Source organism: Mucilaginibacter frigoritolerans (assembly GCF_007830615.1).
Classification (GTDB): Bacteria; Bacteroidota; Bacteroidia; order Sphingobacteriales; family Sphingobacteriaceae; genus Mucilaginibacter; species Mucilaginibacter frigoritolerans.
Map to the genome: position 1 here is coordinate 146,099 of NZ_VLLI01000008.1, position 25,258 is coordinate 171,356.

At 39.1% G+C, this 25,258-nt stretch carries 24 protein-coding genes; 16 read left to right on the forward strand and 8 right to left on the reverse strand.

The window, feature by feature from the left end; genetic code table 11:
* The first annotated feature begins 109 nt into the window (after positions 1–109).
* The 5 genes from JN11_RS14420 to JN11_RS14440 all read left to right on the forward strand — a co-directional run bounded on the left by JN11_RS14420 (position 110) and on the right by JN11_RS14440 (position 3,658).
* Positions 110–556, forward strand: coding sequence for a low molecular weight protein-tyrosine-phosphatase (locus JN11_RS14420; RefSeq protein WP_144913662.1), 447 nt, complete (start codon positions 110–112; stop codon positions 554–556).
* A 172-nt stretch (positions 557–728) separates the two neighbouring features.
* The gene (locus JN11_RS14425) at positions 729–950 is read left to right on the forward strand and encodes a hypothetical protein (RefSeq protein ID WP_144913664.1); all 222 of its coding nucleotides are present in this window, start codon (positions 729–731) and stop codon (positions 948–950) included.
* 56 nt (positions 951–1,006) lie between these two features.
* A complete protein-coding gene (locus tag JN11_RS14430) occupies positions 1,007–1,360 on the forward strand; it encodes a hypothetical protein (protein ID WP_144913666.1) in 354 nt (117 codons plus the stop codon).
* Positions 1,347–2,399 (forward strand): sulfotransferase, encoded by a 1,053-nt coding sequence (locus JN11_RS14435; protein WP_144913667.1) that lies wholly within the window; start codon positions 1,347–1,349, stop codon positions 2,397–2,399. The genes JN11_RS14430 and JN11_RS14435 overlap by 14 nt, the downstream gene beginning before the upstream one ends.
* The gene (locus JN11_RS14440; protein WP_144913669.1) at positions 2,396–3,658 is read left to right on the forward strand and encodes an arylsulfotransferase family protein; all 1,263 of its coding nucleotides are present in this window, start codon (positions 2,396–2,398) and stop codon (positions 3,656–3,658) included. Before JN11_RS14435 ends, JN11_RS14440 begins: the two co-directional genes overlap by 4 nt.
* Here JN11_RS14440 and JN11_RS14445 read toward each other — a convergent pair.
* Positions 3,655–4,167 carry a GNAT family N-acetyltransferase gene (locus JN11_RS14445; protein ID WP_144913671.1) on the reverse strand — a complete coding sequence of 171 codons (513 nt, stop codon included), beginning with the start codon at positions 4,165–4,167 and terminating at the stop codon, positions 3,655–3,657. The genes JN11_RS14440 and JN11_RS14445 overlap by 4 nt on opposite strands.
* Positions 4,168–4,343: 176 nt before the next feature.
* Here JN11_RS14445 and hisS point away from each other — a divergent pair, with 176 nt between their 5' ends.
* Positions 4,344–5,726, forward strand: coding sequence for a histidine--tRNA ligase (hisS, locus tag JN11_RS14450; protein ID WP_144913673.1), 1,383 nt, complete (start codon positions 4,344–4,346; stop codon positions 5,724–5,726).
* A gap of 75 nt (positions 5,727–5,801) precedes the next feature.
* Here the strand turns inward: hisS and JN11_RS14455 are convergent, their stop codons facing one another.
* Together JN11_RS14455 and JN11_RS14460 are read right to left on the reverse strand one after the other, a co-directional pair.
* Complete coding sequence (locus JN11_RS14455) at positions 5,802–8,267, reverse strand: TonB-dependent receptor (protein WP_170227759.1); 2,466 nt, start codon at positions 8,265–8,267, stop codon at positions 5,802–5,804.
* Between the two features lie 218 nt (positions 8,268–8,485).
* The gene (locus tag JN11_RS14460; protein ID WP_144913677.1) at positions 8,486–8,821 is read right to left on the reverse strand and encodes a hypothetical protein; all 336 of its coding nucleotides are present in this window, start codon (positions 8,819–8,821) and stop codon (positions 8,486–8,488) included.
* A gap of 212 nt (positions 8,822–9,033) precedes the next feature.
* On the opposite strand from JN11_RS14460, the gene JN11_RS14465 reads away from it, so the two are divergent.
* From JN11_RS14465 to JN11_RS14495, 7 genes are all read left to right on the forward strand, one after another.
* Positions 9,034–9,381 carry a hypothetical protein gene (locus JN11_RS14465; protein ID WP_144913679.1) on the forward strand — a complete coding sequence of 116 codons (348 nt, stop codon included), beginning with the start codon at positions 9,034–9,036 and terminating at the stop codon, positions 9,379–9,381.
* 37 nt (positions 9,382–9,418) lie between these two features.
* Positions 9,419–10,138: a peptidylprolyl isomerase gene (locus JN11_RS14470; RefSeq protein ID WP_144913681.1), complete on the forward strand. Its 720-nt coding sequence runs from the start codon at positions 9,419–9,421 to the stop codon at positions 10,136–10,138.
* Between the two features lie 160 nt (positions 10,139–10,298).
* Positions 10,299–11,066 carry an exodeoxyribonuclease III gene (locus JN11_RS14475; protein WP_144913682.1) on the forward strand — a complete coding sequence of 256 codons (768 nt, stop codon included), beginning with the start codon at positions 10,299–10,301 and terminating at the stop codon, positions 11,064–11,066.
* Between the two features lie 137 nt (positions 11,067–11,203).
* Positions 11,204–12,742, forward strand: a complete 1,539-nt coding sequence (locus JN11_RS14480) for a YifB family Mg chelatase-like AAA ATPase (protein ID WP_144913684.1) — start codon at positions 11,204–11,206, stop codon at positions 12,740–12,742.
* Between the two features lie 219 nt (positions 12,743–12,961).
* Positions 12,962–13,666, forward strand: coding sequence for a hypothetical protein (locus tag JN11_RS14485; RefSeq protein WP_144913686.1), 705 nt, complete (start codon positions 12,962–12,964; stop codon positions 13,664–13,666).
* Positions 13,667–13,745: 79 nt separating this feature from the next.
* Positions 13,746–14,429 carry a hypothetical protein gene (locus JN11_RS14490; protein ID WP_144913688.1) on the forward strand — a complete coding sequence of 228 codons (684 nt, stop codon included), beginning with the start codon at positions 13,746–13,748 and terminating at the stop codon, positions 14,427–14,429.
* A 192-nt stretch (positions 14,430–14,621) separates the two neighbouring features.
* Positions 14,622–14,888 (forward strand): hypothetical protein, encoded by a 267-nt coding sequence (locus JN11_RS14495; RefSeq protein ID WP_144913689.1) that lies wholly within the window; start codon positions 14,622–14,624, stop codon positions 14,886–14,888.
* A gap of 211 nt (positions 14,889–15,099) precedes the next feature.
* Here JN11_RS14495 and JN11_RS14500 read toward each other — a convergent pair whose 3' ends face one another.
* On the reverse strand, positions 15,100–15,978 hold the full coding sequence (locus JN11_RS14500) for a DUF4238 domain-containing protein (RefSeq protein ID WP_144913691.1): 879 nt from the start codon (positions 15,976–15,978) through the stop codon (positions 15,100–15,102).
* Between the two features lie 76 nt (positions 15,979–16,054).
* The gene (locus JN11_RS14505) at positions 16,055–16,876 is read right to left on the reverse strand and encodes a GH25 family lysozyme (RefSeq protein WP_144913692.1); all 822 of its coding nucleotides are present in this window, start codon (positions 16,874–16,876) and stop codon (positions 16,055–16,057) included.
* A 167-nt stretch (positions 16,877–17,043) separates the two neighbouring features.
* On the opposite strand from JN11_RS14505, the gene JN11_RS14510 reads away from it, so the two are divergent.
* Together JN11_RS14510 and JN11_RS14515 are read left to right on the forward strand one after the other, a co-directional pair.
* On the forward strand, positions 17,044–17,526 hold the full coding sequence (locus tag JN11_RS14510) for a DUF2062 domain-containing protein (protein ID WP_144913694.1): 483 nt from the start codon (positions 17,044–17,046) through the stop codon (positions 17,524–17,526).
* 177 nt (positions 17,527–17,703) lie between these two features.
* Entirely contained in the window at positions 17,704–20,430 is a 2,727-nt protein-coding gene (locus JN11_RS14515; RefSeq protein ID WP_246139014.1) for a glycoside hydrolase family 2 protein, read from the forward strand.
* A 62-nt stretch (positions 20,431–20,492) separates the two neighbouring features.
* On the opposite strand, the gene JN11_RS14520 is transcribed toward JN11_RS14515, so the two are convergent.
* The 3 genes from JN11_RS14520 to JN11_RS14530 form a co-directional block, all read right to left on the reverse strand.
* Positions 20,493–22,106 carry a gliding motility protein RemB gene (locus JN11_RS14520; protein WP_144913696.1) on the reverse strand — a complete coding sequence of 538 codons (1,614 nt, stop codon included), beginning with the start codon at positions 22,104–22,106 and terminating at the stop codon, positions 20,493–20,495.
* A 46-nt stretch (positions 22,107–22,152) separates the two neighbouring features.
* A complete protein-coding gene (locus JN11_RS14525) occupies positions 22,153–23,769 on the reverse strand; it encodes a gliding motility protein RemB (protein WP_246139015.1) in 1,617 nt (538 codons plus the stop codon).
* Positions 23,770–24,012: 243 nt separating this feature from the next.
* Positions 24,013–24,588 (reverse strand): glycosyl hydrolase 108 family protein, encoded by a 576-nt coding sequence (locus tag JN11_RS14530; RefSeq protein ID WP_144913698.1) that lies wholly within the window; start codon positions 24,586–24,588, stop codon positions 24,013–24,015.
* A gap of 252 nt (positions 24,589–24,840) precedes the next feature.
* Between JN11_RS14530 and JN11_RS14535 the strand changes: the two genes are divergently transcribed.
* Positions 24,841–25,218 carry a response regulator gene (locus tag JN11_RS14535; protein ID WP_144913700.1) on the forward strand — a complete coding sequence of 126 codons (378 nt, stop codon included), beginning with the start codon at positions 24,841–24,843 and terminating at the stop codon, positions 25,216–25,218.
* The last annotated feature ends 40 nt before the right edge of the window (positions 25,219–25,258 follow it).

The window sequence follows — 25,258 nt, forward strand, 5'->3', positions numbered from 1 at the left end:
TTAAACAGCACTCACTTAAAAAATATCACTATAGCGATGGGTTTTAAACCTATCGCTATTTTTAAAACTTAATCAACCTAGTCAGCTACTCACTCAATCAACCCTCAAAATGAAGATATTAATGGTTTGCCTTGGCAATATTTGCCGCTCGCCACTGGCTCATGGAATTTTGGAGCATATGGCTGATGAACAGGGATTGGATTGGGAGGTTGACTCAGCAGGGACAGGTAACTGGCATGTTGGCGAAGGCCCCGACCGCCGCTCCACCCGTACTGCACGTGAGCATGGCATTGATATCAGCAAACAAATTTGCCGCCAGTTTAATACCAGTGATTTTGATGAGTTCGATTGGATTTTTGTGATGGACAAGAATAACCTGAGCGATGTATTGGCAAAAGCCAGTAACCAGGAAGACAAAGAAAAAGTAAAGCTTTTGCTGGGCGATAAAATAGTGCCCGATCCTTACTACGACGACAAGCAGTTTGAGCCGGTATTTAAGATGATTGAAGAAGGATGCCAGGTTATTATAAAGCAACTAAGTAACGATATTTATTAAAATCCCCCTAATACTGAAACTTGTTATTATCCGGCACGTAGTAATGCTCAAATTTATTCGGATAGTTTCTCAGGTTTAATTTATGCCCTGTGTTTATTGATATTTGCTACATTTACCTTGCATTGCCCGGTATAAGGTATTTATTTACCAGGATTGTTTATGTTGATATAAAATGATTTCACAAACTGCACTTATTTCCATTGATCACTATGCCTGGTGCAAATCGTTTTTATACCTTGGGCCCGGCATGGGCGGTGGTTTGTTATCGCTTATTATAGCCTTTATAGTTTCCCTTTTTACTTTTATAATTGCTATTATCTGGTACCCGATAAGGAAAGTTATCGACTTTTTTAAGAAATTGAGTACTCTGTTATCCTCTAAAAATAAAAAGTGAATCAGAACGTTTTTTCATATCATTAAAAACAAAATCACCCCTAAAAACGCAGCTTAATGATATACTTCTTAATAGTTGTCTGTACCTTTTTATCCTGTTACCTTTTTGAGCGCATTAGCTTTAAGGAGCAGGTTAACAGTTTAAAGGAAAGCTACCAGATAACTTTTAAGCTGGTAAGTGAAAAGGATAAAACGGAACTGATTATCCAACAGTCTGTAAGGCAATTCAAATTTATTTTTCTGCTGTTTTTAAAGCTTATTTTTACAATGGCTCCCTTTTTAATAGTGGGCGCCTACCTGCTTGTAAGGCATCAAAGCGTTTACCAGGTAACAGGTAATTTATACATCAATATTTTAGTTGTTTTAGTTGCAGTGGTTTATTTTTTAGTTAAGCGTTATGCCTTTAAATAATTATTCAAAAGCTTCGAGTCTATTGCATCAAACCTATTTGGCTAATTATTTTGTTTCAAAAACAAGTTTTGAGATGGAGCAAATGCTTTACCTTAAAAAGGCCCGCGCTAAAAATTTAGAAGAGATAGTATTTGTAAGCGGGTTGGCCCGATCAGGCACTACTGCGTTGTTTAATACCCTTTACAATACCGGTAGTTTTGGGTCATTAACCTATGCGCATATGCCTTTTTTATTGATGCCAAATTTGGCGAAATCTTTTTCAAATACCCCTCCATCGGCATTTGTGGAACGTGTCCATCAGGATGGCATCATGATGAATAATAAAAGTCCGGAAGCATTTGATGAATATTTTTGGAAAGTGTTTCTGAATGATCAATACATTAAAGCCGACAAACTAATTCCGCATTCAATTGATTTATCCATAATTGAGGAATATAAAAAATACATTCAATTGATAGCTTACAGCAGCCAGAAAACAAGCTATCTAAGCAAAAACAATAACAATGTACTCCGGCTAAATCCTTTACTGGCTGCATTTCCCGAAGCTAAATTTATTGTGTTGTATCGTGATCCCTTAACACATGCCCAATCGTTATTAAGGCAGCATATTCATTTTTCAGGTTTACAACGACAGAATAGTTTTGCGGTTGATTATATGAATTACCTGGGTCATCACGAATTTGGACTGAACCAAAAGCCCTTTTCTTTTAACGAAGAAAGTTTGGAGGGTGATAAGAACGGGATAGATTACTGGCTGATAAACTGGTATAACTATTATGCTTATTTGCTGGCTAATTTTAATGAGCGCTTACATTTAATTGCTTTTGAAGATGTTTGTGAGCACCCAGCCATGATAGCCCAATATTTAAACAGCTTTATTGCCTTAAAAACACCGGTTGTTATGGCTGATAAGCATTTCCCGAAGCCATTTCCAACTGTTAAATATAATGAAGACGTATACCATAAATGTATGGAGGTTTATAACGATCTTCAATCAAAAAGGACCTATATTAACAACCAGCCGACCGGTTTACAATGAAAAAATTGATCAAATATTTTAAGATCGGATATTTTGGTTTAATCATCTTAATGCTTACGGCATGGCTGGTGCGTTACAGTATGCTGGGTGGCAATAGGATTAGTCCAAAAGTAGAAAATGCGGTTATTGATTTTGCATCGTTCCCAACCACAGTATATAACTTCATTCACAAAGAGGGGATAACAGACGACCGTTATATTTTTGATACGGTAACTAAAGCGGGGCTCCATTATTGGGTTGATACTGCTCAAATACCCAATGGTGGTTTTTTGATCTCTACATTTAAAAAAGACAAAAGCCTGGAGATTAAATTGCTGGATATAAAACGAAATATTATTGTTAAACACTGGGATCTTAACCCGGACAGTATTTTAAAATACTCGGTTATGGGCGAAATAAATCATAATAATATCAGGCTGTTCCACCCGGTGCTTTTGAAAGATTCGTCGCTGGTTTTTAATACGCAGTATTTACTTTTTAAGATAGATAAGCATTCAAAAATAGTTTGGGTAAATAAACACATCTTTCACCATGCTATTGAAAGTGCCAGTGATACCTCAGTTTGGGCGTGCGGCACTATTGTAAATAAAAAGCCCATGTATCTGTTAACCCATAAAGATACTTTGATAAATGATGCGGTAACGCTTGTTAATACCAATACAGGAAAAGTGATTTTTCAGAAATCGCTTTATGATATGCTTAATGAAAACGGTTATAATTATTTGATTACGATTGGGCCTTTTGAGAATGATGCATTTCATTTAAACGATGTTGACCCGGCACCAAAGGATACCAAATACTGGAATAAAGGCGATTTGCTGATTTCTTTAAGGCACAGAAATACAGTGTTTTTGTACAGGCCATCAATCAATAAAATTTTATGGCTTAAAACCGGCCCGTGGACTAACCAGCACAGCTGTAGTTTTATGGATGATGAACGTATAATGGTTTTTGGCAACGATGTGATTAGGAATGATCGGTACACGAAATTTTTATACGGGCACAGTAATATTTATACCTATAACTTTAAAACCAATGTTATTGACACGCCCTATCACAAATGGATGAATCATTTAAAAATACAAGCCTATACCGAGGGTCGATGCAATATTTTAAGCAATGGAGATATCTTTTTTGATGACAGCAATAGCGGTAAAGTATACATCCTGAACAAGGATACATTAAAGCTTACCTATTGCGACAGGATTGATAGCAAGCATGTTAAAATGATGAACCTGGTTAGGTACATTCCCAATTAAGACCAGGCCAGTTTTTCTACCCTAAAATAAGCCAGTTCCTCACCATCTCTTTTAAAATTGGGCATGCGTTTTAAACCTGCTTTTTCCAATACCTTTTGTGATCCGGTGTTTCCTAAAGAGGTTACGGCAACAATTTCATGGGCACCAGTATGTGTAAAACCGTAAGCCACCATTATGCGGGCCATTTCACTGGCTATTCCCTTGCCCCAAAACTTTTTATTTAATACATAGCCCAATTCAACCTTGCCAGGTTCATAGTTATAGGTTCTTAAAAGACAAATGCCTATAAAATCATTATCGCCATTATTGAAAATTCCCCATCTGCCTAAAGCTTTGCCTTCGGTGTAGTCGATTAGTGTTGTATGAAAAATGGCAATGTTTTCTTTTAAGCTCCGCTTGGGTAAATGTTCAATTACATCTTCATCCTCAAAAAGGGATAAATAGGTTGCTTCTTCTTCGGGCGTAAAATTTCGGATTACAAAACTAGGCGTTTGGGCTATAATGTTCATGTATCCAAATTTATGCGAATCAGCGATTATTCAGCGGGGTTTTATTAGTTATTTTGTTTTATGACAAAAGACTAGTTAAAACCCGAAAAAATGCCCGCTGTTTGCAGTTGATATCTATGTTATTCAAGTGCCTTTAATCATTATAACCTTTAAAACTATAATATTACCTTTGCCGAATGGCATCTATTAAACCATCAGTACCAAAAGGCACCCGTGATTTTTCACCAACAGAAATGGTGAGACGTAATTTTATTTTCGATACGATTAAAAGTGTATTCAGAAAATACGGTTATCAACAGATTGAAACTCCATCAATGGAAAACCTGTCTACGCTAACCGGCAAGTATGGAGATGAAGGAGATAAATTGATATTTAAGGTATTGAATAGCGGTGATTTTTGGAGCGATGCAGAAAGCAAAAAGCAGAAGATAGAAAACTTTGAGTTTACTTCGAAAACACTGACTCCTGTTATTTCAGAAAAAGCACTCCGTTATGATCTGACAGTGCCTTTTGCTCGTTACGTGGTAATGCACCAAAATGACATCACTTTTCCATTTAAACGGTTCCAGGTGCAACCTGTTTGGCGTGCCGACAGACCACAAAGAGGGCGCTACCGTGAATTTTATCAGTGCGATGCCGATGTGGTAGGATCTGATTCACTGTTGAATGAGGCGGAATTTATCCTGATTTATGATGATGCTTTGAGTAAGCTTGGGTTAAAGGATTTTACCATAAAAATTAATAATAGAAAAATTCTATCGGGTATTGCCGAAATTATAGATAAGGCAGATAATATAATTGACCTTACTGTAGCCATTGATAAACTGGATAAAATTGGCCTTGAAGGTGTAATAAAGGAGTTAATAGAGCGTGGCTTTACCGAAACCGATATTGAAAAGATTAAACCAGTTATTTTGTTAGAAGGCTCAAATGAAGAGAAGCTGGCAAGCCTGCGCACTGCGCTTTCAACTTCAGTAACCGGATTGAAAGGCTGCGAGGAAATAGAAACAGTATTCAATTATATTGCTAACGGTAAACTCCAAACTGCCAAACTGGAATTGGATATCACGCTGGCCCGCGGATTAAACTATTATACAGGTGCGATCTTCGAAGTAAAGACTAATGAGGTTGCAATGGGCAGCATTGGCGGCGGTGGCCGTTATGATGATCTTACTGGGATGTTTGGTCTGAAAGGTTTGACAGGTGTAGGGATCTCTTTTGGTGCTGACAGGATTTATGATGTACTGGAAGAACTGAACCTGTTTCCGGAGGCAAGCAGTCAATCTACTCAATTACTGATCTGCTGTTTTGATAAGGAGGGCGAAAAATTTGCATTCCCGGTTTTACAGGAATTGCGTAAAAAGGATATTAATGCAGAGCTTTATCCTGCGGGAGCCAAGTTGAAGAAACAGTTGGATTACGCTAATGGTAAAAATATACCGTATACCATTATCATCGGTAGTGAAGAAATTGAAAGCGGGTTGCTGACCGTTAAAAATATGATTTCGGGCACCCAGGAAAAGAAATCGGTTGAAGAAATTCTGAAATTTTCATTTTAATCAAAAAATCGTATTCTATAAAAAAAGCGATGGGTTTTAAACCATCGCTTTTTTTTATAACGTTAAATAAATCAATTATGATTTGGGATGTGCCGATAAATCAAATGGTACTACAACTTTAAAGCTGATGTTGCGACCCATGTTGAAAATACCGGGTTGTACACCTGGTGGTACGGTTGCATTATCAAAATATTTCAACCTGCTCATATTGCTTTGGTAATTGATGTTGGCCAGATTGGTGCCTTCAATAAATAGTTCAACTACCTTTTTGCCATTTTTATCAACCAGGTTGCCCCCAATGCCTGCACTTAACAGATTGTACGCCCCCGTATAAGTTTCTGTTCCATATGCTGAGAAAAAGTGTCCCTGTGCATTAAAATGATCAAAGCCAACAAAAGCATACAGATTTTTGAAATTGCCCGCGCCTTTAGCAAAGGTGCCGCGCAACTCGGAGTGAGTGTGCATTGGTGGAATGAAAGGTAAATATCTTAAACTATCAGGAACTTTGCCACCATTACCCAGGTTAGTACCATAAGTTAAGGTAAGGGAGTTTTCAAAATGCAGCCATGAAACAGGGTGAATATCTAAACTAAATTCGCCACCGGCAATACGGGCTTTACTTTGTACATAGGTGAATTTACTGTACTCGCCGTTAGGGTTACTTGAACCATCAGCATTTACCCTTTCAGGATTACCGTTTGCATCCAGTATTTGTTCCTGAAAAATATAGTTCTGTATGTTGTTATCAAAAAACTCGGCACTTGCAGATACATTTGGCAGTGTTAAAAACGCACCGATGTCTTCCTGTAAACTAAATTCGGGTTTAAAGCTGCTATTGCCCACGTGGTAGATTTGTGAACCAGGGTCGGGGCCGTTGGCTGATAATTCAGCAATGCTTGGCGCACGGAAGCCCCGGGCAACATTGCCTTTCAACAGGAAACTATCTGAGAAATTATAAGTAGCGCCTATACTGCCAGAAGTACCCGAGAAAGTTTTATTTAACGCACTAAATTGCTGCGTAACGTTAGGTGTTCCGGTTGGATTTGGGCCGGTATAAAGGGTTGGGAAATACTGTTTGCTGGTATCAATATAAGCCGCTTTCCCGCTAAATGAACGGCTGTCCTCTCTTAATCCTCCGGAAAGATCAAGTTTTCCATAAGTTTTCTTCAATACAAAGAACGGGCCTATATCAAACTGGTGATAAGCCGGGATAGGAAAATCAGTACTATAACCTAAGTTGTTATTCTGGTACATGCCATTTACACCTACCGTAGTTTCGAAGCCTTTGCCAAGGTCAAAATCGTACTTAACATCATAAGTATAAGTGGTTAGTTCCAGGTTAAGGCCGGGAATGGTTGGGTCTTCAGGGTGTGTATATTCTCTTCGATGACTGTACTGATAACCAAGGTTAACAATCAGGGTGCCACCACCAACATTAAAATTACTGTTATCATAAATGCGGTATAGCTGAACATGCTGGTGCAACGTAGGAATAGCATAAGAGTTTAATTCTGACTCCGGAACAATTGGCCTGTAGGTATCTGCATCGGTAATTTGTTTGGTAAACTGACGGGTTATCGAATCGCGACTGCCATCAGGAATATCCTGCAAATCATCAAAAATGGAAGCATTTAAATATGATGATCCCCATGATTTATTTAAGCCGATCATCGCCCTGGCATCCTTTTCCTGGAAACCTGTAGCATAAACCCTTCCGTCGTGCTGGTTTTGGTAGTCTTTGGCTTCTTTGTCTGATATTACCGTTCCCCAAACCAGACCGTTATTATTGCCTTGTAATTTGAAAGATCCGTTGATTAATCCATTATTGGTGCCGTAAATACCTTGTACAGATCCTAATATTTTACCATCAGGTACGGAAGGGGCAGTAATTAAGTTCACCACACCGCCAATGGCATCAGAGCCATAGGTTAAACTTGCAGGGCCTTTGATGATCTCTACCCTGTCAATAGAGTTCTGATCAACCTCAATGCCATGCTCATCACCCCATTGCTGACCTTCCTGGCGGATGCCATCCTGTAGAGTAATTACCCTGTTATAGCCTAAACCATGTATGTATGGTTTAGAAATATTTGGTCCGGTGGTAACTGCGCTTACGCCAGGTAGGTTGGCTACCTCATCAATTACGTTGCCCGATGCCGAGTGCTGATCAATATAAGCCTTGCCAACAGCAACCATTGGAACTGGATCTCTTTTTATTTCAGTAGCCTTGCTTACGCCAGTAATCACTACCTCACTGGTTTCAATAGATGAGGATTGCAATTGAATGTTTAGTACAGTGGTTTTGGTAAAGTCAACCGACTGTGTAAAAGTGGCATAGCCAATATAGCTTACCTGTACCAGGTGAATTCCCTTTGGTAAACCGGTTAGTGAATAATGCCCGCTGACATCACTTGTAGTACCGCTTTTAATATCAGGCACGCTTATCGTTGCCCCAACAATGGCTTGGCCATCCTTTTTATCGGTTACCACACCCTTAAGCGTTCCATTACCATCATCGGGCGACAGTTTTCCTGCCGCCATGGCCGTTGAGGATAATATGAATAAGAGGAATGCAGTGATATATGATTGAATTTTAATGCTCATTTGTATTGAAGTAGAAAATATTAAAATATTTGAACCTTTTGGAGATAGGGCTAACCTATCGTTATAAATAAACTTAGAATGATTTGCTCATATTTATTTTGAATGATTTAATTCATTCAAAAATTGACTCAATAAGGAGCTCTTAGCTTTAAATTTTATGATTTATAACCGGATAGGGGTGGAGCCCGTCCACAGGAGAGAATGAGCTGAATACTGGTAAAGCCATATTCAACATTTTTAAATACATGGAAACTTACATTGGTAGGATTAAAGTATACCTGGCTGTTAATCACCATAGCATTATGATGCATCACATCACAAAGGGAACATTTATCAGTAACCGTTTGATGCGGTATGCCTTTAGTATAGCTGTAATTCTTTGCAGGGATATTAACAATATTGTGCTGGTGAGCAAATACCATATATTGCCCGGCAATGAAGCAGATAAGCAATAATTTAGAATAGATAATATGATATTTATTCGTTTTCAAACCTGTTAATGAGTTTTTTACAACTTTATGCAAAAGTAATTAATAAAACGATCAGAAGACCGTCATATTGTAACAATGTTGCTAAATGCAACAAAGTTTTATTTAATGAAGCGGTTTATGTCTTATTTGGTTTTCAATGGAAAAGTATTTTTGGCAAGCTGAGCCTATGAACAATGAACCAAAAACTATGAACTATATGTATCTTTGCCCATATGAAACCTGCTGAAATTAATTTAAAATGGGATGCATTACAGCAGCGCATTGCTGATGAGTTTGATAATGAGAAACCAGATATAAAGGTAATGCTGTTTTTAATAGGCGTACAGGAGCTTGGTCAGGGCCCGCGTAAGTTCAGTAAAAGGCAAAAAGAGGAGTTGATGCATATTGCCAATTGCAAGTTGTTCAGTATGATGGGCTTTTATGAGCTGGAGGGGTTAGATCAGGATGGGTGGCCGCATTGGAAATTAGTAAAAACCGTACCCAATTACACCCTGCTTGAACAGGAATTTATGATTAAATCATTAATCATAACCTATTTTGAGGAGCTGGAGAATAATTAATGATTCTGCGTAGTTTAATCTAAATCGTTTTATAAGAATGAAGAAACTTTTTACAACACTTTTATTAGCCGTATTTATTTTATTTACCGCCTTTGCCAAGGGGCCTAAAAATCAATATGTACGCATAAAAACCAGTTATGGTAGCTGTATTATTCGTTTGTATAACGAAACGCCCAAACACCGCGATAACTTTATTAAATTGGTAAAGCAGGGATTTTATAACGGAACTTTATTCCACAGGGTTATACAAAACTTTATGATACAGGGTGGTGATCCCGATTCAAAAGATACAAGTAAAGCCAAACCAGGTGCTGAGCTGGGCAATGGAGATGTAGGCTATACTGTACCTGCCGAGTTTAGGGATAGCCTTTTTCATAAACGCGGTGTTTTAGCCGCTGCGAGGGATGATAACCCAACCAAGGCATCAAGCGGATGCCAGTTTTATATTGTGGAGGGTAAACGATTTACCGATGGTAAAATGGATACTTTAGAGCAAACCCGTTTAAAAGGGCACAAAATTCCGGCTTGGGAAAGGGAATATTATAAATCTGTTGGTGGCGCTCCGCATCTGGATCAAAACTATACCGTGTATGGCGAGGTAGTTTATGGCATTGATATGGTTGACCGTATTGCTGCCGTAAAGAAAGATAAAAAAGACCGCCCGCTGGAAGATGTACCCATGACTGTGGAACTGCTTAGCAAAAAAGAGTGTAAACAATTGAATGCGATTCTTTACCCGCCCGTAGCTTCTAAATGAGGGGTTGGATAGACTCAGAAAAAACTTAAATTTATCACTATAAAAAATTACCCTTCAGGGGATTAAGGGTTATGAAACCATCATGAGCCACCGCTCATAAACCGAAACTAATAAAACAGCTCATGATAGCCTCATTGCCATTAAAAAACAAATTACGCTAATGAAAATAATAACTTACAACGTTAATGGTATCCGCTCGGCAATGAGCAAAAACTTTTTGGGCTGGCTACAGGCTACTGATGCCGATGTGGTTTGTATGCAGGAAATTAAGGCTTCGCCGGATGTGTTGACTGATCTGCATTTGATTGAACAATTAGGGTATGAGCATTACTGGTATCCCGCAGAAAAAAAAGGATATAGCGGCACCGCTATCCTCACCAAAAAAACGCCTAACAAAGTAGAATATGGATGTGGTATCAGCGATTTCGACAGGGAGGGGCGTAATATCCGGGTTGATTTTGATGATGTTTCGGTAATGAGTGTTTATTTTCCGTCAGGTTCAAGCGGTGATGACCGGCAGGCATTTAAATACCGCTTTTTGGATGAGTTTGGCAAATACCTGGAACTGCTGCAATCACAATGCCCTAAATTGGTGGTATGTGGCGATTATAATATTTGTCACCGGCCAATTGATATTCATAACCCAAAATCAAATGCCAATTCATCCGGATTTTTGCCCGAGGAACGGGAGTGGATGGAGAGCTTCATTGAGTCGGGCTATATTGATACTTTTAGGCATATGAACAAGGAACCGCATAATTATACCTGGTGGAGTTTCAGGGCCAATGCAAGAGCCAAGAACCTGGGCTGGCGCATTGATTATGCTATGGCCACCCGTGCCCTGGAAAACAACATAAAAAGAGCCGCTATACTGCCGGAAGCCAGGCACTCGGATCATTGCCCGGTATTGCTCGAATTGGAGTTTTAATACATAATCTACTAAATAGCAGGCTCTTCGGGGCCTGCTTCATAATTGCCCATAACATCGCACCTGAAGGTTTTTAGCGATATTTTTTATCCCTCAAGTAAATTATATAACTTACGCTGTAAATAAACTTTATTACTGTGTTAGTTAAAACTTTCGGAAGTGCCGTTTATGGTATCGAGGCCATCACCATAACTATTGAAGTAAACATTTTGGCCGGGACAAAATATTTTGTAGTCGGCCTGGCTGATACGGCCATAAAAGAAAGCTATTTCCGGATAGAATCTGCCTTGAAAAATTGTGATTACCGGATGCCCCGTCAGCAGGTGGTGGTTAACATGGCCCCTGCCGATATCAGAAAAGAAGGCTCGGCTTATGATCTTACTATAGCCATTGGCGTACTGGCGGCATCGGGCCAGATAGAAAATGAAAACCTGGACAAATACCTCATTATGGGCGAGCTTTCGCTTGATGGAAGTTTACAGCCCATAAAAGGCGCATTGCCCATAGCCATACAAGCCCGTAAGGATGGATTTAAGGGTTTTATATTACCCAAACAAAACGCCCGCGAGGCTGCTATAGTAAATGATCTGGAAGTGTTTGGCGTAGAAAGCATTAAAGAGGTAGCAGCTTTTTTCAATGACGAAATTCAACTGGTAGCCGAAGTAGTAAATACCCGCGAAGAGTTTTTCAAAAGCCTTACCAATTACGACAGCGACTTTAGCGAAGTACGCGGACAGGAAAATATTAAACGGGCACTGGAAATTGCCGCCGCAGGTGGGCACAATGTGATCCTGATCGGTCCGCCGGGAGCAGGTAAAACCATGCTGGCGCGGCGCTTGCCTTCTATTTTGCCGCCTTTGAGTTTATACGAATCTTTAGAAACTACCAAGATCCATTCTGTGGCAGGGAAGCTGGCTGCTGCGGATGCATTGGTTACCACGCGGCCATTCCGCTCACCGCACCATACCATTAGTGATGTGGCTTTGGTGGGTGGGGGCAGCAACCCGCAGCCGGGTGAGATTTCGCTGGCTCATAATGGCGTTTTGTTTCTGGATGAATTGCCCGAGTTTAAACGCAGTGCGTTGGAAGTAATGCGCCAGCCGCTGGAAGAACGCCGGGTAACCATATCGCGCGCTAAGTTTACGGTAGACTACCCGAGCTCGTTTATGCTGGTGGCCAGTATGAATCCGTGTCCGTGCGGATATTTTAATCATCCAGAGAAGGATTGTATCTGTCCGCCGGGAACGGTGCAGAAATATCTGAGCAAAATATCCGGCCCATTGCTTGACAGGATTGACCTGCATGTAGAAGTAACCCCGGTAAACTTTAACGAGCTGGCATCAGATAGACTGGCGGAAAAAAGTGAGTTTATCCGCGACCGGGTAATTAAAGCAAGAGATGTTCAGGCTACGCGTTTTGGCAACAAGCCCGATCTGCATGCCAACGCCCAGATGAGCCCGCAAATGGTGCGCGACATTTGCAAAATAAGCGAAGCCGGACAAAATCTGCTCAAAAAAGCAATGGAAAAGCTCGGCCTTTCTGCCAGGGCGTACGACCGCATCCTGAAGGTATCCCGCACCATTGCCGACCTGGCAGGCAGCGACGAAATTCAACTGGAACACTTAGCCGAAGCTATCCATTTCAGAAGTTTGGACAGGGAAGGCTGGGCAGGGTAGTGGGGATGCAGTATCCTTGTCCCGCGAATATATGGGACAAAAAATACAAGCCGGGCCGGGCGGAGCACGCTATCGCTATAAATCACTAAGTTAATGCCACTGTGTGGGCCAAGCTGGGCTAACGTGGGCTAAAAAATGCATGTTTTGATGGCAAAAGTATCCCACTCCGCCATGTCAAGAGTGCCGCTTAACAGAAGTACCGAAAAGCTAATTTGAACTATGAACGGTGAGAAATTAATAAACAATAATTTTAATAATAGCATGAAAGTTTTGAAACAAAGAATTTTACTACTGTTTTCACTGTTGCTTTTAAATTGCACTTACAAACAAAAAGAAAGTACTACCACAAAATCTGATAGTAGCAGCAATGAAGTCACTAAATCTGTACTTACAGAAGATAAAAGGTCTACGGACGGTTTACAGAATTTCGCAAAAAAAGAATTAGAGCTTAATGAGCTTCACATCAAAAAAGATACTTTGGAAATTGTCTCTGATGCTGGTTTTTTATTTTATCCTTTTGGGGAATTTAAAACATTAGGCAGTCTAAATCAAGCTTTGAGAATTTTTAAAGATTCTTTGGAAATTGACACATCGGATGCCTCATCACCCAACAAACTTTATAGAATGACTTATAAAAATAGTTTTTTAAAGTTTTTTTATGACGATGAAAAAAAGACATATGAAATTGTATCCGGTCAGATTCATGATCATGAAGTAATTCTTGTTAAGAATATTAGGATAGGTATTACAAAAAGTGATTTTATAAATATTTTTTTCAATAGAGTTTCACCTGAGAAATTAAAAGGAATCAAAATAATAAAAATGGTTTCAGCACTTGAGGGCATTTTTGATTATTACTATTTCGATAATGATATTTTGACTTCTATTAAACTGGATACAGATTATTTATTTGATAAGAACTAAACCACTTCTGTCAAGTGTGCCGCTTGACAGAAGTAACGAAAAGCTGATTTGAACCACAGACAGCCAGCAGAAATAAAATATGAAAAACCTTATACTTTTAAGCTTAATTTTTGGACTGATTCTTTCCGGATGCAGTTCTGATACTAAATCCGAAGCATCGAAGAAAACTAAAACTGATACAACAAAACTATCAAGTAATAGTAAGGCCAAAGTTTCAGCAAAAGATAGTTCTGAAACGATAACTAAAGATAAGGAAGAGATTCAGACGCTCATCAGAAATATGCTCATCTGGGCCGATTCTGGAAAAGGAATTGATTTGCTGCCAATCTTAAGTAAAGATAGCATTTGTACTGGATTTGATTTTGACAAGGAAAAGCAGACGCTTGAAAAACTAAAAGAGACTGGATTTTTTGCTGAAGAGTTCATTAATAACTATGATCAAATTATTCAAACCCTCGACAAAAAAATAAAAAACAAAGAGTTTGAACCCTGGAATGTTTATGAATTACCCCCATTTGTTTTTGCCAATGATTCAAGCCCCTGGTGTTCATGCCAGGATAATTTCCCGTGGGGTAATGTGGAGGTTGAGGTTATTAAACTTAGTGGGGATAAAGGAGAATTAAAATGGAACTGGGGGAAGCTTGATCCGAGAACTGACCCGAGTTGGAAAGATTTTGGAGAACCATTTAAAGTAGTAAAAGAGGATGGCAAATGGAAAATTTCCTATTTGCGGGGATTTGATTATGAGGAGAGCATAAAATGAGTAATCCACCGGTCAGGCATTTAAAACCTGATGAGTCACGAATATTGTCAAAGTTATGGCTTGTTCGGACTTGTGAACTAGATTAATAATGAATTTAAAAGAGACAAAATGAATAGATACATGTTCATAATTTTGATTTTTTTACTTTGGGGGTGTCATAAAAATAACAAATACACCTCATCAAAAAAAAGAATGGATAATTATGGTATTGATGAAAAGAAACTGAGGATAACCGTCAAAGAATTGACTCGTACAAATAAGTCTGATCAAGCTCTTAAATTGCTGGATAGTTTGATATATTTAAATAAACAAAATGGATACTTATATTTTGAAAGAGGTTATGTTGAAGGATATAATTTTCATAGCGCTGCGGCAATAAAAGATTTTGAAATGGCCAAAAGTCTTCATTATGATAATAATGCATGTCAATCAATGATAGATCTATTCACTAAAAAATAAAGGAATTATTCCCATTGTCCTGGCGCGGGTCTGTGTGCGAAAATGAGACTCGTGACTTAATTTGAACAGATACTTTTGGTTAAGTCATTCAATAAAATCAAAGATAAGTCACGAGTATTGCCAAAGCTATGGCTTGCCCGGATACTCGCGCCAGGAATGAGAAGTTTAGATTTTAATTTTTTAATATCTCCTTACCTTATATCTTTTACCATTATTCAACAAGACATGCGAAGACTTGTCGCCTTAGTTCTTCAATAGATATATCTTTTTTTATCTCATTAAGCTGAGGAATATATCGCATATCTGTTGTGCTAATAAAATTATTAGCCTGTTTAATTAACAGGTGATCAATAAGAACTCTAGCCATATTGTGATATAGAGGCTTTAGTTTCTTTGTTCTGATTAAAACTTTATCGCCGCTAAGCGGCAGTATAAAATCATCTTTGTACACATTACAATTTTGGGGATTTCGTAAAATCAATGGATTATCAGATATTAACGATGGCTTTTCGCCAGGATTGAAACGCAAGATAGTCAAAGGAGAATTATTACCGATTAAATTTTGGAAAAGAATAAACGGCAACCAATATTTAATTATCTTATAGGAACTTTCGTTTCCTACTATTTCTTTTTCAAATTTAGAATTTAATAAAATTTGTTTAGTATTTGTATCGCTTATATTTAGTCCGAGCCCACTTAAACCTTTTCTTTGCAATAAGTCTTTTACAAATTCATCATTACTTGGATTTCTCCAAAATAAATGAGCCACAAAGAATTGTAGCATTGGCATATCTGCTTCGGTTAACCCATGGCGCTCTTCGGTTGAATATTTTATTTTATTGAATAACTGGGCCACGTCATTGTCTAAATCACCGTAAAAATCTGTCTCTAAAAAATCTGTTGGTTCATCTTTGATAAATAGTGTATTGCCGTTTTTTTCAAAAAAATGTGTTTCGGGAGAAAAAAGCTTGCCATTTGCCTTATAACGGTTCTCTTTAACTAAATAAACATGGAATTTATTTTCATCGTTAGTGAAATTTCTAAGATAAAATTGTGGAATATAGTGGTGCTTCTTAGAAATTTGTTTCATATAGATTATTCTATTTATTGTCACCCGCCCAATTAAGCGTGCCGCCTAGTTGAAATAACGGAAAGCTTTTTTACCCCTAAATCCCCACCAAAGCAAAAGTTTTCAATTGAGCCTGCGTTCCGTTAAATTGGTCAAGGTCGGCTATGTTAGTTGGTGGGCTGTCGGGTGCGCCAAAGTATTGCCATATGGTTTGGTTTGCCCAGCCTGCGGGTAATCCGGGTTTTTGGGCCTGGTAGGAGGCTATCCACAGCGGGTAATTCCCAAACTGTGCCGGGTTCCATAAGTTATCAATCCAGAAACTTTTATAGGTGTAAATTACAGGTGTACGGTTGGTTTGGGCGGATACGATTGATAGCCAATCGCTGATTAATTGCACGCAGCTGGCGCGGTTAGCGGCAGTAATGCCCGATGTTTCTTCCACATCCAATGCAGGCGGCAAAGTGCCGGGAGCAGAAAAATCAAAGCCGCTGGCCAAAAAATTATCCGCTTGTGCCTGCGCCGTATTTTGGAACGACAAATAATGATAGGCCCCCGTGATGATGCCTTTTCCTTTTGCGTTGTTGATATTGTTGGTGAACTGGGCATCCTGTATGTTGCTGCCTTCGGTAGCCTTGCAATACACAAACTGGATATGCGGCGAAAGGGTATCCCAATTAATAGTATTAAAGTGCGATATATCCATGCCCTGCGGCGCCAACTGATCCAGAACGGCCCAGGTATCGGGGCCAACCACGCCATCGGCGGTGAGTCCTTTTGCGGTTTGCAGCTGAATTACGGCGGCTTGGGTACCGTTGCCAAAATTGCCGTCGACAGTTATGGTGGTGCCATTGATACTATTCAGCCCCTGCTGTAATATCATTACTTCATATCCTTGTGCGCCTGTTGATAGTGTGCTCATTGTTGTGATGGTTTAGTGGTGATGCAATTTACCGGCTTATCCTAATTAATGCAAATAAATTTTGCTGGGATATTGATTTAACTCCACTCACGGTTATTAACAAAAGTTTAATACTATTGCTATGTACAGGTTTTATAGCAAAACTATTTTTGTGTTACTGAGCTGTAATGCAATTACTTATCGCCAATATCCTTAAACAAATTAAAACCCTGTTTGCAAAAAAAACATGGAGTAGGATAGTTGCGCAACTTTATAGCCCAGACCAATCGGACGAGTTGAAAGCTTTTTCCGCAGCGTTTGGCATCTTTATGGGGATAATTCCTATCTGGGGTTTTCAAACCATTACAGCTATTTTTCTGGCAGTAACTTTTAAGCTGAACAAGGCATTGGTGATTGTTTTTTCGCAGGTGAGTTTTCCTGCCATTTTCCCGGTAATTATATGGTTAAGCTTTAAGGTTGGGCGGTACTGTGTGGGTGGTAGTGATGCAAATCTGTCATTCAAAAACATCAACAGCCATCTATTACAATACGTTTACGGCAGTTTTACCCTGGCCCTTATAGCCGCGTTATTTACCGGAGTGATTACTTTTTCGCTGCTTAAAACTTTCAGGCTGGTGAAGCAGTACAGGTTGAGAGTTAGCCCCTCCTAAACGGCGAAGCCTTCATGAATGCCTTTTTAAATAAAACAAGCTATGAATAATCCTCCCCGGTAGGGAGGACTTAAAATAAGCGCTGATGAAGCTAAAGTCTCCCCTTCCGGGGGAGATATAGAGGGGGCTTTATTTGTTACAACTCACATCAATACTATTTTAACATTTTAATTATATTTGGCACTGATCCTCCAATGGATATGTACATTTATTAATCATCCGAATTCACAACTGATGCATCATCTTCGCAATCATCTTTCCAAATTGAGTGTTTCTTTAAAATCTGTTTTTTTGCTGACCCTTTTATTTATCGGCATCCAAAAATCATCGGCCCAAACTGTTTATGAATTAAACAGCGGCTGGAAATATGCGCCCATCAAAACAGTTGGCGACAAAGGCGAAGCTATTTCGGCATTAAATTACTCCCTTAAAGGATGGTATCCTGCCGTTGTTCCGGGTACGGTTTTAACCTCACAAATTGCCAATAAACAGATTCCAGATCCATTTTATGGGATGAATAACAAGCTGATCCCTGAGATTTATAAAACCGGCAGGGATTATTATACCTATTGGTTTGTAAAGGATTTTAAAGAATTACCGGCAACAGGCAGCCAGCAGGTTTACCTGAATTTTAGAGGAGTTAACTATAGTTTTGATGTTTTTTTAAACGGACATAAACTTAATGTGAGGAGCCACGAAGGTATGTTTTTACGCGCAAATTATAACATTACCTCATGGCTTGCCAAAAGTGGCAATAACCGTTTAGCGGTAATTGTTTATCCGGTAGATGTAGTGGGTAACCCTAATGGCGGCCAGGGAGGCGATGGTACCATAGCCCGCAATGTAAGTTTGCAATATACCGCAGGCTGGGACTGGATAAAAGCTATCGGCGATAGAAATACCGGCATCTGGGATAAGGTGACAATAGAGAAAACCGGGGCAGTAAAAATTATTGATCCGCATGTAATTACCCTTGTTCCGGGGGTAAGGCAGGTTGAAGGCGTACAGCAGCCAGCTATTATAAAAGTATCGGCTGACTTACAAAACGCTACCAATAAAACCGTAACCGGTGTTTTAAAATATAATTTAGACGGCGTTCCGGTTGCCAAAAAAGTGACCCTTAAACCCAATGCTACACAAACTGTTCAATTGGCTGATTATAGCTTAAAGAACCCTAAATTGTGGTGGCCCAATGGTTATGGCCCTCAAAATTTATATAATCTGCAACTCCAGTTTGTAACGGCTGGTAATCAATTATCCGACAAAAAGAATATTGAAGTTGGGGTACGCGAGCTTACTTCTGAGTGGAACGCGCATACCCGCAGCAGGCAAACCAATGTTAACGGGCAAAAGATTTTTGTAAAAGGCGGCAACTGGATTGTATCAGATGAGTTATTGCGCCTTTCGAAAGAACGTTATGATGCTGAAGTGCGTTTTCACCGCGATATGAACCTTAACCTGATAAGGGTTTGGGGCGGTGGTTTAACCGAAAGACCTGAATTTTATGAAGCCTGTGATAAATACGGGATCCTGGTATTTCAGGATATGTGGGGATCGGGCGATTGTAATGGCCGCTGGGTTGACCCAATGAAGCTGGAAGATCAGGCTACGCGCCGTAAATATCCCGATAACCATCCGCTGTTTTTAGAATCGGTAAAAGATCAGGTAAAAATGCTGCGCAATTATGCCTCATTAGCCATTTGGTGCGGTGGCAATGAAATTACCCCGCCTGATGATATTTTAGCTGCTATACGCGATACCATTATGCCTAAGCTGGATAATACACGCTGGTTTGTTGATTTTTCTAATTCGACAGCCATGTCGCAGGATTCAACCGGTGTAAACAGTGATGGGCCTTACGGTATCCAACCTTTGTCAACCTTCTGGCAGCACAGAACTTATCCTTTTAACTCGGAAGTAGGTTCAGTAGGGATAGGCGATATTGAATCATTAAAAAGATTTATCCCGGCAGCTAATCTGGTGATTCCGGAAGAAGAGAACGGTAAAAATAAGGTGAAGTATGATTCTGTTTGGGAGTACCATACTTATATCGGGTATCACTATACCGATAATTATGGCAAACCTAAAGATGTTGCAGACTTTGCAGCAAAAGCACAACTGGTAAATTACGATCAGTACCGCGGTTTAATGGAAGGTTTTAGTTCGCATATGTGGGATTGGTATACCGGTGTAATTATCTGGAAAACACAAAACCCGTGGACAGCCATGCGCGGGCAGATGTACGATTATTACCTTGACCCTAATGCTTGTTTATATGGTTTACACAGCGGAAGCGAACCGGTACATATTATGTACAATGCCATTGATGGTACGGTAAGCACGGTTAACAACACCTTTAAGGCTAAACAGAAAATCACTGTTTCTATAAAGCTATTTGATATTAATGGAGCAGAAACTTCATTGGCAAAAATCTATAAAGATTCAATCGCAACAGGTTCAGCAGCTGTTACCAACATACAAAAAGCGGTTGCAGAAGCAAGTAACAGTAAAGGTGTGTTTTTATCATTGCGGTTAATTGATCCGAATAATAAGATCATCAGCGACAATTTTTACTGGTTGCCTGATAACACCGGCAACTATTCGGGCCTGCAGCAAATGAAACCGGCACAGCTATCTGTATCAGCCAAACAAATTACAAAAGGGAAGGTTGAAGTTACGTTGAGCAATAACAAAAATGCCCCTGTTGCCTTTTTTAACAGGTTGTCATTAGTTAATCCGGTAACAAAAAAGAGGATACTTCCTGTATTTTATTCGGATAACTATGTATCTGTTTTACCTGGTGAAGTGAAAAAGGTAACGATAGATTATAATCTGCCGGTTACGAATGCACAGGTAGCCATAAGCGGATGGAACCTTCCTGAAAAATGGATAGCGATTAAATAATTAAACTGAGCCATGTGTGCCATCTGGTGCACGTGTGGCTCAGCTTATAAAATGAATTTTGCTTAGAAATCAGTATAAATATTGCGGAATGAACTGCGTAAGCCAATAGTGATCATTGATGTTTTGGCGTTAAACACGCTATTCTTTTCATCCCTGAATAATGCGCTGAATTCCAGGCGGAGATTATATTTAGGATTCAATAGGTAGGAAACTTTTCCCTGTCCGTAATAATAATTGGTGCTTAACCCCTGGCCAATGTAGTTGCCGTAAATGTGCACCGCCTTATTGTAGGAAATAAAAATATTCTGGCCATAGTCGGCACCATTCAGGTCCAGACCGAAATAGGCATAATCAAACTGACCCTGAAAATCAAACCGCCCGGCAGAGTAGTTTAAAATACCCACCCATTCGCGGAAGTTGGCACCAAAAGGATCGGCCAATGGCTGATCATCCTGGCTGTAATTGCTGGTTTGATCAAATGATGAATAGGTGTATGGCCGGGCCGAATTATATTCGCCCAGGTAGTTTAAGCCTTTTACATTGAAAAGATCGGCTCCACGCACACCCAACTGAAATCCAAATTTATTGGTATAGCTGCCATCAGAGCTAAAGAAATCCTGAGCACGGAATTCGTTTAGGGCAAACTGTCCGTAAATAATAGTTTTGTTAAACAGTTTAAATTTGGATGTTAGGCCGAGCAGGTTTTTATCTGGGTCATTTTCGCTGTTGTTCATTACCGACAAAAGGATGAACGGACTGGCCAGGCTCGGGTCAAAACCACGTCGCTGCCCTGTTGAGTCGCGGGTTACTGCCATCACATTTTGGAAGAGTCCCACAGAAAACCTTTTGCTCACGTTCCAGTCTACGTATTGGAAATAAGCCCATTTTTTACGGGTGCTATTACTATTTGGTACTTGCGGGGCATTCGGATCATCCATAAAAGCATACATAGTCATGTACCTAACATTGCCCAATGTTGCCGTTATTTTAAAGAAAGGATAGTTAGAAGCAAAGTCTGATAACAGCATAGAGCGGTAGCCATCGCCAATAAATGTTTTATCTTTTCCGAGGGAGAAGTTTACATATTTAACAGGTGTATACGAGAGTAAAAAGGAAGTATAAAGCCAGTTTTTAACGTTTTGCCCCGGGTTGTTGTCTTTACCTTCCCCTGGAATGTAATAGGTACTGTTTATTTCGTTGGTAATATAGGCAGGGAATTGAGCCTTGTTTTCATAAATGCTTCCATAAAAAGAAAACTGTTTGCCAACGTTACCGCCCATTTGATAACCAATAGTAGTATTCCATACATTAGCATGGTTGGAAAAGTCGCGCCCAACAGAAACATCCGGTAAGAAATCGCCATATAAAGTATAATTGTTGCCTTTAACATCAATCTGATGCTCATTAAACAATTTGCGGCCAAGCCAGGTGGTGCGGGTTTTTACACCCACGTTCATCAGGGAATCATACTTCTTTTTTAGTAAGCTGTCATCAACAAAATAAGGTGCAATGGAAGTATGTATGCGGGTATCCCTGCTGTACAGATCATCACTAAATTTTTGATAAAACTGAAAAGAATAAGGTTGATATTCTGATTGCGCAACAGCCATCTGCATTGCTGATATAGTTATTATCAGTGCAATTAAACCTGTTTTATATTTATGTAGCAAATGCATAATTCAAATAGAAGTGATTTTTACTGTGTTTAATTTACCTGCAGATTTAAAAGTCTGAATAAATATCTCTGAAGGTACTTCTCAATCCAAAAGTTATCCAGGTTGTTTTGCTGATTATGGATGGGCCATCTTCATTGCGATAAATAAGCCCAAGCTCAAACCTTAAATTATATTTAGGATTAATTAAATATGCCACCTTCCCTTCTGCATATTTAAGGGTAGTATTGGTCCCAAATCCGGGTACACTAGTCGGAGCAATGCCCGATGGTAGTAAGATATCGCCACCGTAACTTATGTTATTTGCATCCAGGCCAAGCTTTGCATAGGTAAGCTCACCTTGAAAATCAAATTTTCCCATAGAGTAATTTAAAATACCAACCAACTCTTTAAAATTAGCGCCTAAAGGATCGCCTAGTGTTTCATTAAATTGAGTGTAATTTACCAGCGGATACTGACTTGAGTAGGTATATGGTTTTACTGTATTATATTCTAACAAATAATTAAAGGCATGTACTTTAAATAAATCGGCCCCGCGTAAACCCAATTGATAGCCATATTCAGTACCCGAGCTGGCTGTAGACGTTTCCTGGTCAAATAATAATTGACCATAAAGGGTGGTTTTATCCAATACCTTGTATTTGCCATTAAAGCCTAATAAAGTATGATCAGGTATTTGGGTTGATGGCCCCAGCGATTTTGAAAATAATATTGGGTTAATAAAGTTAACATCAAAAGGATGCCTGCTTCCATTATCATCAGCATCAGCGGTGATAATGGCATTAAAAAAGCCAAGAGATGCCCTGTTGGTTATGGTCCAGTCTATATAATGAAAAGCGGCCCATTTCTTTCTGTAAGGCGCGTGCTGGCTAGGGAATTGTGTAGCCGATTGATCTTGCAGCAAAGCCCACATAGCCATGTATTGAACATGCTTGCCCAGGCTAAATGTTGCTCTGAATAATGGGTAATTAGCAGCAAAGTCTGATAAGAGTAAGGACCGGTATCCGTCGCCTATAAAAGTTTTATCAACCCCTGCAACCAAACTAACCGACTTGCTTAGGTTAAATCCAATTAAACTGGTTGCGTAAGACCAATCAGGAGTTCCCAAGGTAAATTCAGAAGCTTGCCCCGGAATTAATCCAATAGTATGGATATAATTAGTAAGGTAAGCCGGGAAAGTGCCCTGGTTTTCATAGGCGCTGGTATAAAAGAAAAATTTCGTTCCAATAGTACCGCCAACCTGAAAGCCACGCGTATTAAGATAAGTGTTTTTTTTACCGGTAAGATCTTTTCCTATTTGCAAATCAGGTAGGTAATCTGCATAAAAAGTGAAATCCTTGTTACGATCGTCAAAGCCATGTTCATTAAATAATTTACGGCTTAACCAGCTTTTTCTATTAGTATCAACGCCTAAATTCATCAATGAATCATAGGTGATCCTTAGTGAAGAAGAGTCACTTATCAGGTAAGGTTTTACCGCAGTATGCAAATTTGAATCACCAAAATAAAGCTGATCATTTAGCTTTTGGTAAAACTGAAATGAGTAAGGCTGATAAATTATTTGAGCGTAAGTTAACTTGCAGGAGCAAATTAAAACTACTCCGATAGCGAAGAATTTTATCGCCCATTTTTTAATCACCATAGGGAAAAGTACAGTTTGTGTCAAATAGTTATTATTTATTATAATAATGGCGCGGCCATTAAAGCTGGATAAATGAAAATAATATTAAATCAAATCCGGTTGGCTAAATACACCCCATTTAATATTTGATAAATCTAAAAATAATTTAACTTGAAAGTTAATAAGGGGATAAAAAAATCACATATGTAAAAATATATTGCTTTTGCCGAAGCCTTAGTACGTTTCGATACGTCAATAGGTTTAATATATGCGATTTTATTTGGAATGTCAGGCATTCGGCTCTGCATAAGATTTGCATCTTCCCAGCCAACTGCTTAACCATTGCTGGTTGGCTGGTGTTAGCCTTATTCTTTCATAATAATTGGCTACTCTGATACCATTAAATGCAGTTAGGTATAAGTTTGGAGGTAAACTATTAATGCTGCCAATAGTTAAAGGGCCTACTGATCCATCAACTCCCACAGATTTTTGAATAACTGTATTACAGGCCATTTGTGCAGCTTTTGAAGCAGTTATAATACAAGGATTTACAGAACAATCAAATAAGGCATTTGCTACTTGTTGGTCATTAACGGTATCCAGTTGCAGGGTGTCCCAATAGTTAACTTTATAAAATTGCTGAATATCGGTCTGTAAATCTGTGTTTGCCTGGAAGATTGTATTTAAAGTTGAAACACTAGCTCCCGGGTTGGCCGCTTTTACCGAATCAATAACGTTCCAGCCGCTCCATCCGGAGTTTTGGGAACGGTCAATACCCATATAAGTTTCTGCTTCACCATCGCCAGGATTGTATCCTCCTTCAGTTTGCATGGTGATATTAAAAGCTGTGATAAATTCGGCCATTGGTGCTTAAATTGGTAGTTAAATGTATTTTAAATTGATAGGAAAGTCAACCGTATTTTTACGTTATTTAAAACGTATTAACACCTGCCGGTAAAACTGCTTTAACTATCTTGAAATTATTTAATTTGGCCGCTATTAAAGCCTTTATTAACTAAAATGTTGGGTGAAATTAAATTAAAAGTAATTTTATGAAACTATAAAATTATTTGTTTTTATAAAATGAAATTCATAGTTTCACCAATCACGACACTAATGAATAACCCTGAGAAAAAGATCGTCATTTTTGATGATGATGAAGACATTCTGTCAATCTGTAGCTTTATTTTGGAAGAGCAAGGATGGACAGTCCATGCTTTTACCGAATGTAATAACATCGTAGAAAAAGTATCAGCGATTTTGCCCAATGTTATATTAATGGATAACTGGATACCCGATGACGGTGGGATTATTGCTACCCAAGCCTTAAAAAAGGATGAAAAATTGAAAAGTATACCGGTGATATACTTTTCTGCTAACAGTGACATTGAATTGCTGGCTAATCATGCCGGTGCCGAAACTTACCTGGCAAAGCCATTTGATCTGGAAGAGCTTGAGCGGGTTATCAATGCCGTCTTGGTAAACAATAATTAGAAAACGATTTTGATATTAAAAAAAAGGCTGTTTCTGAAAT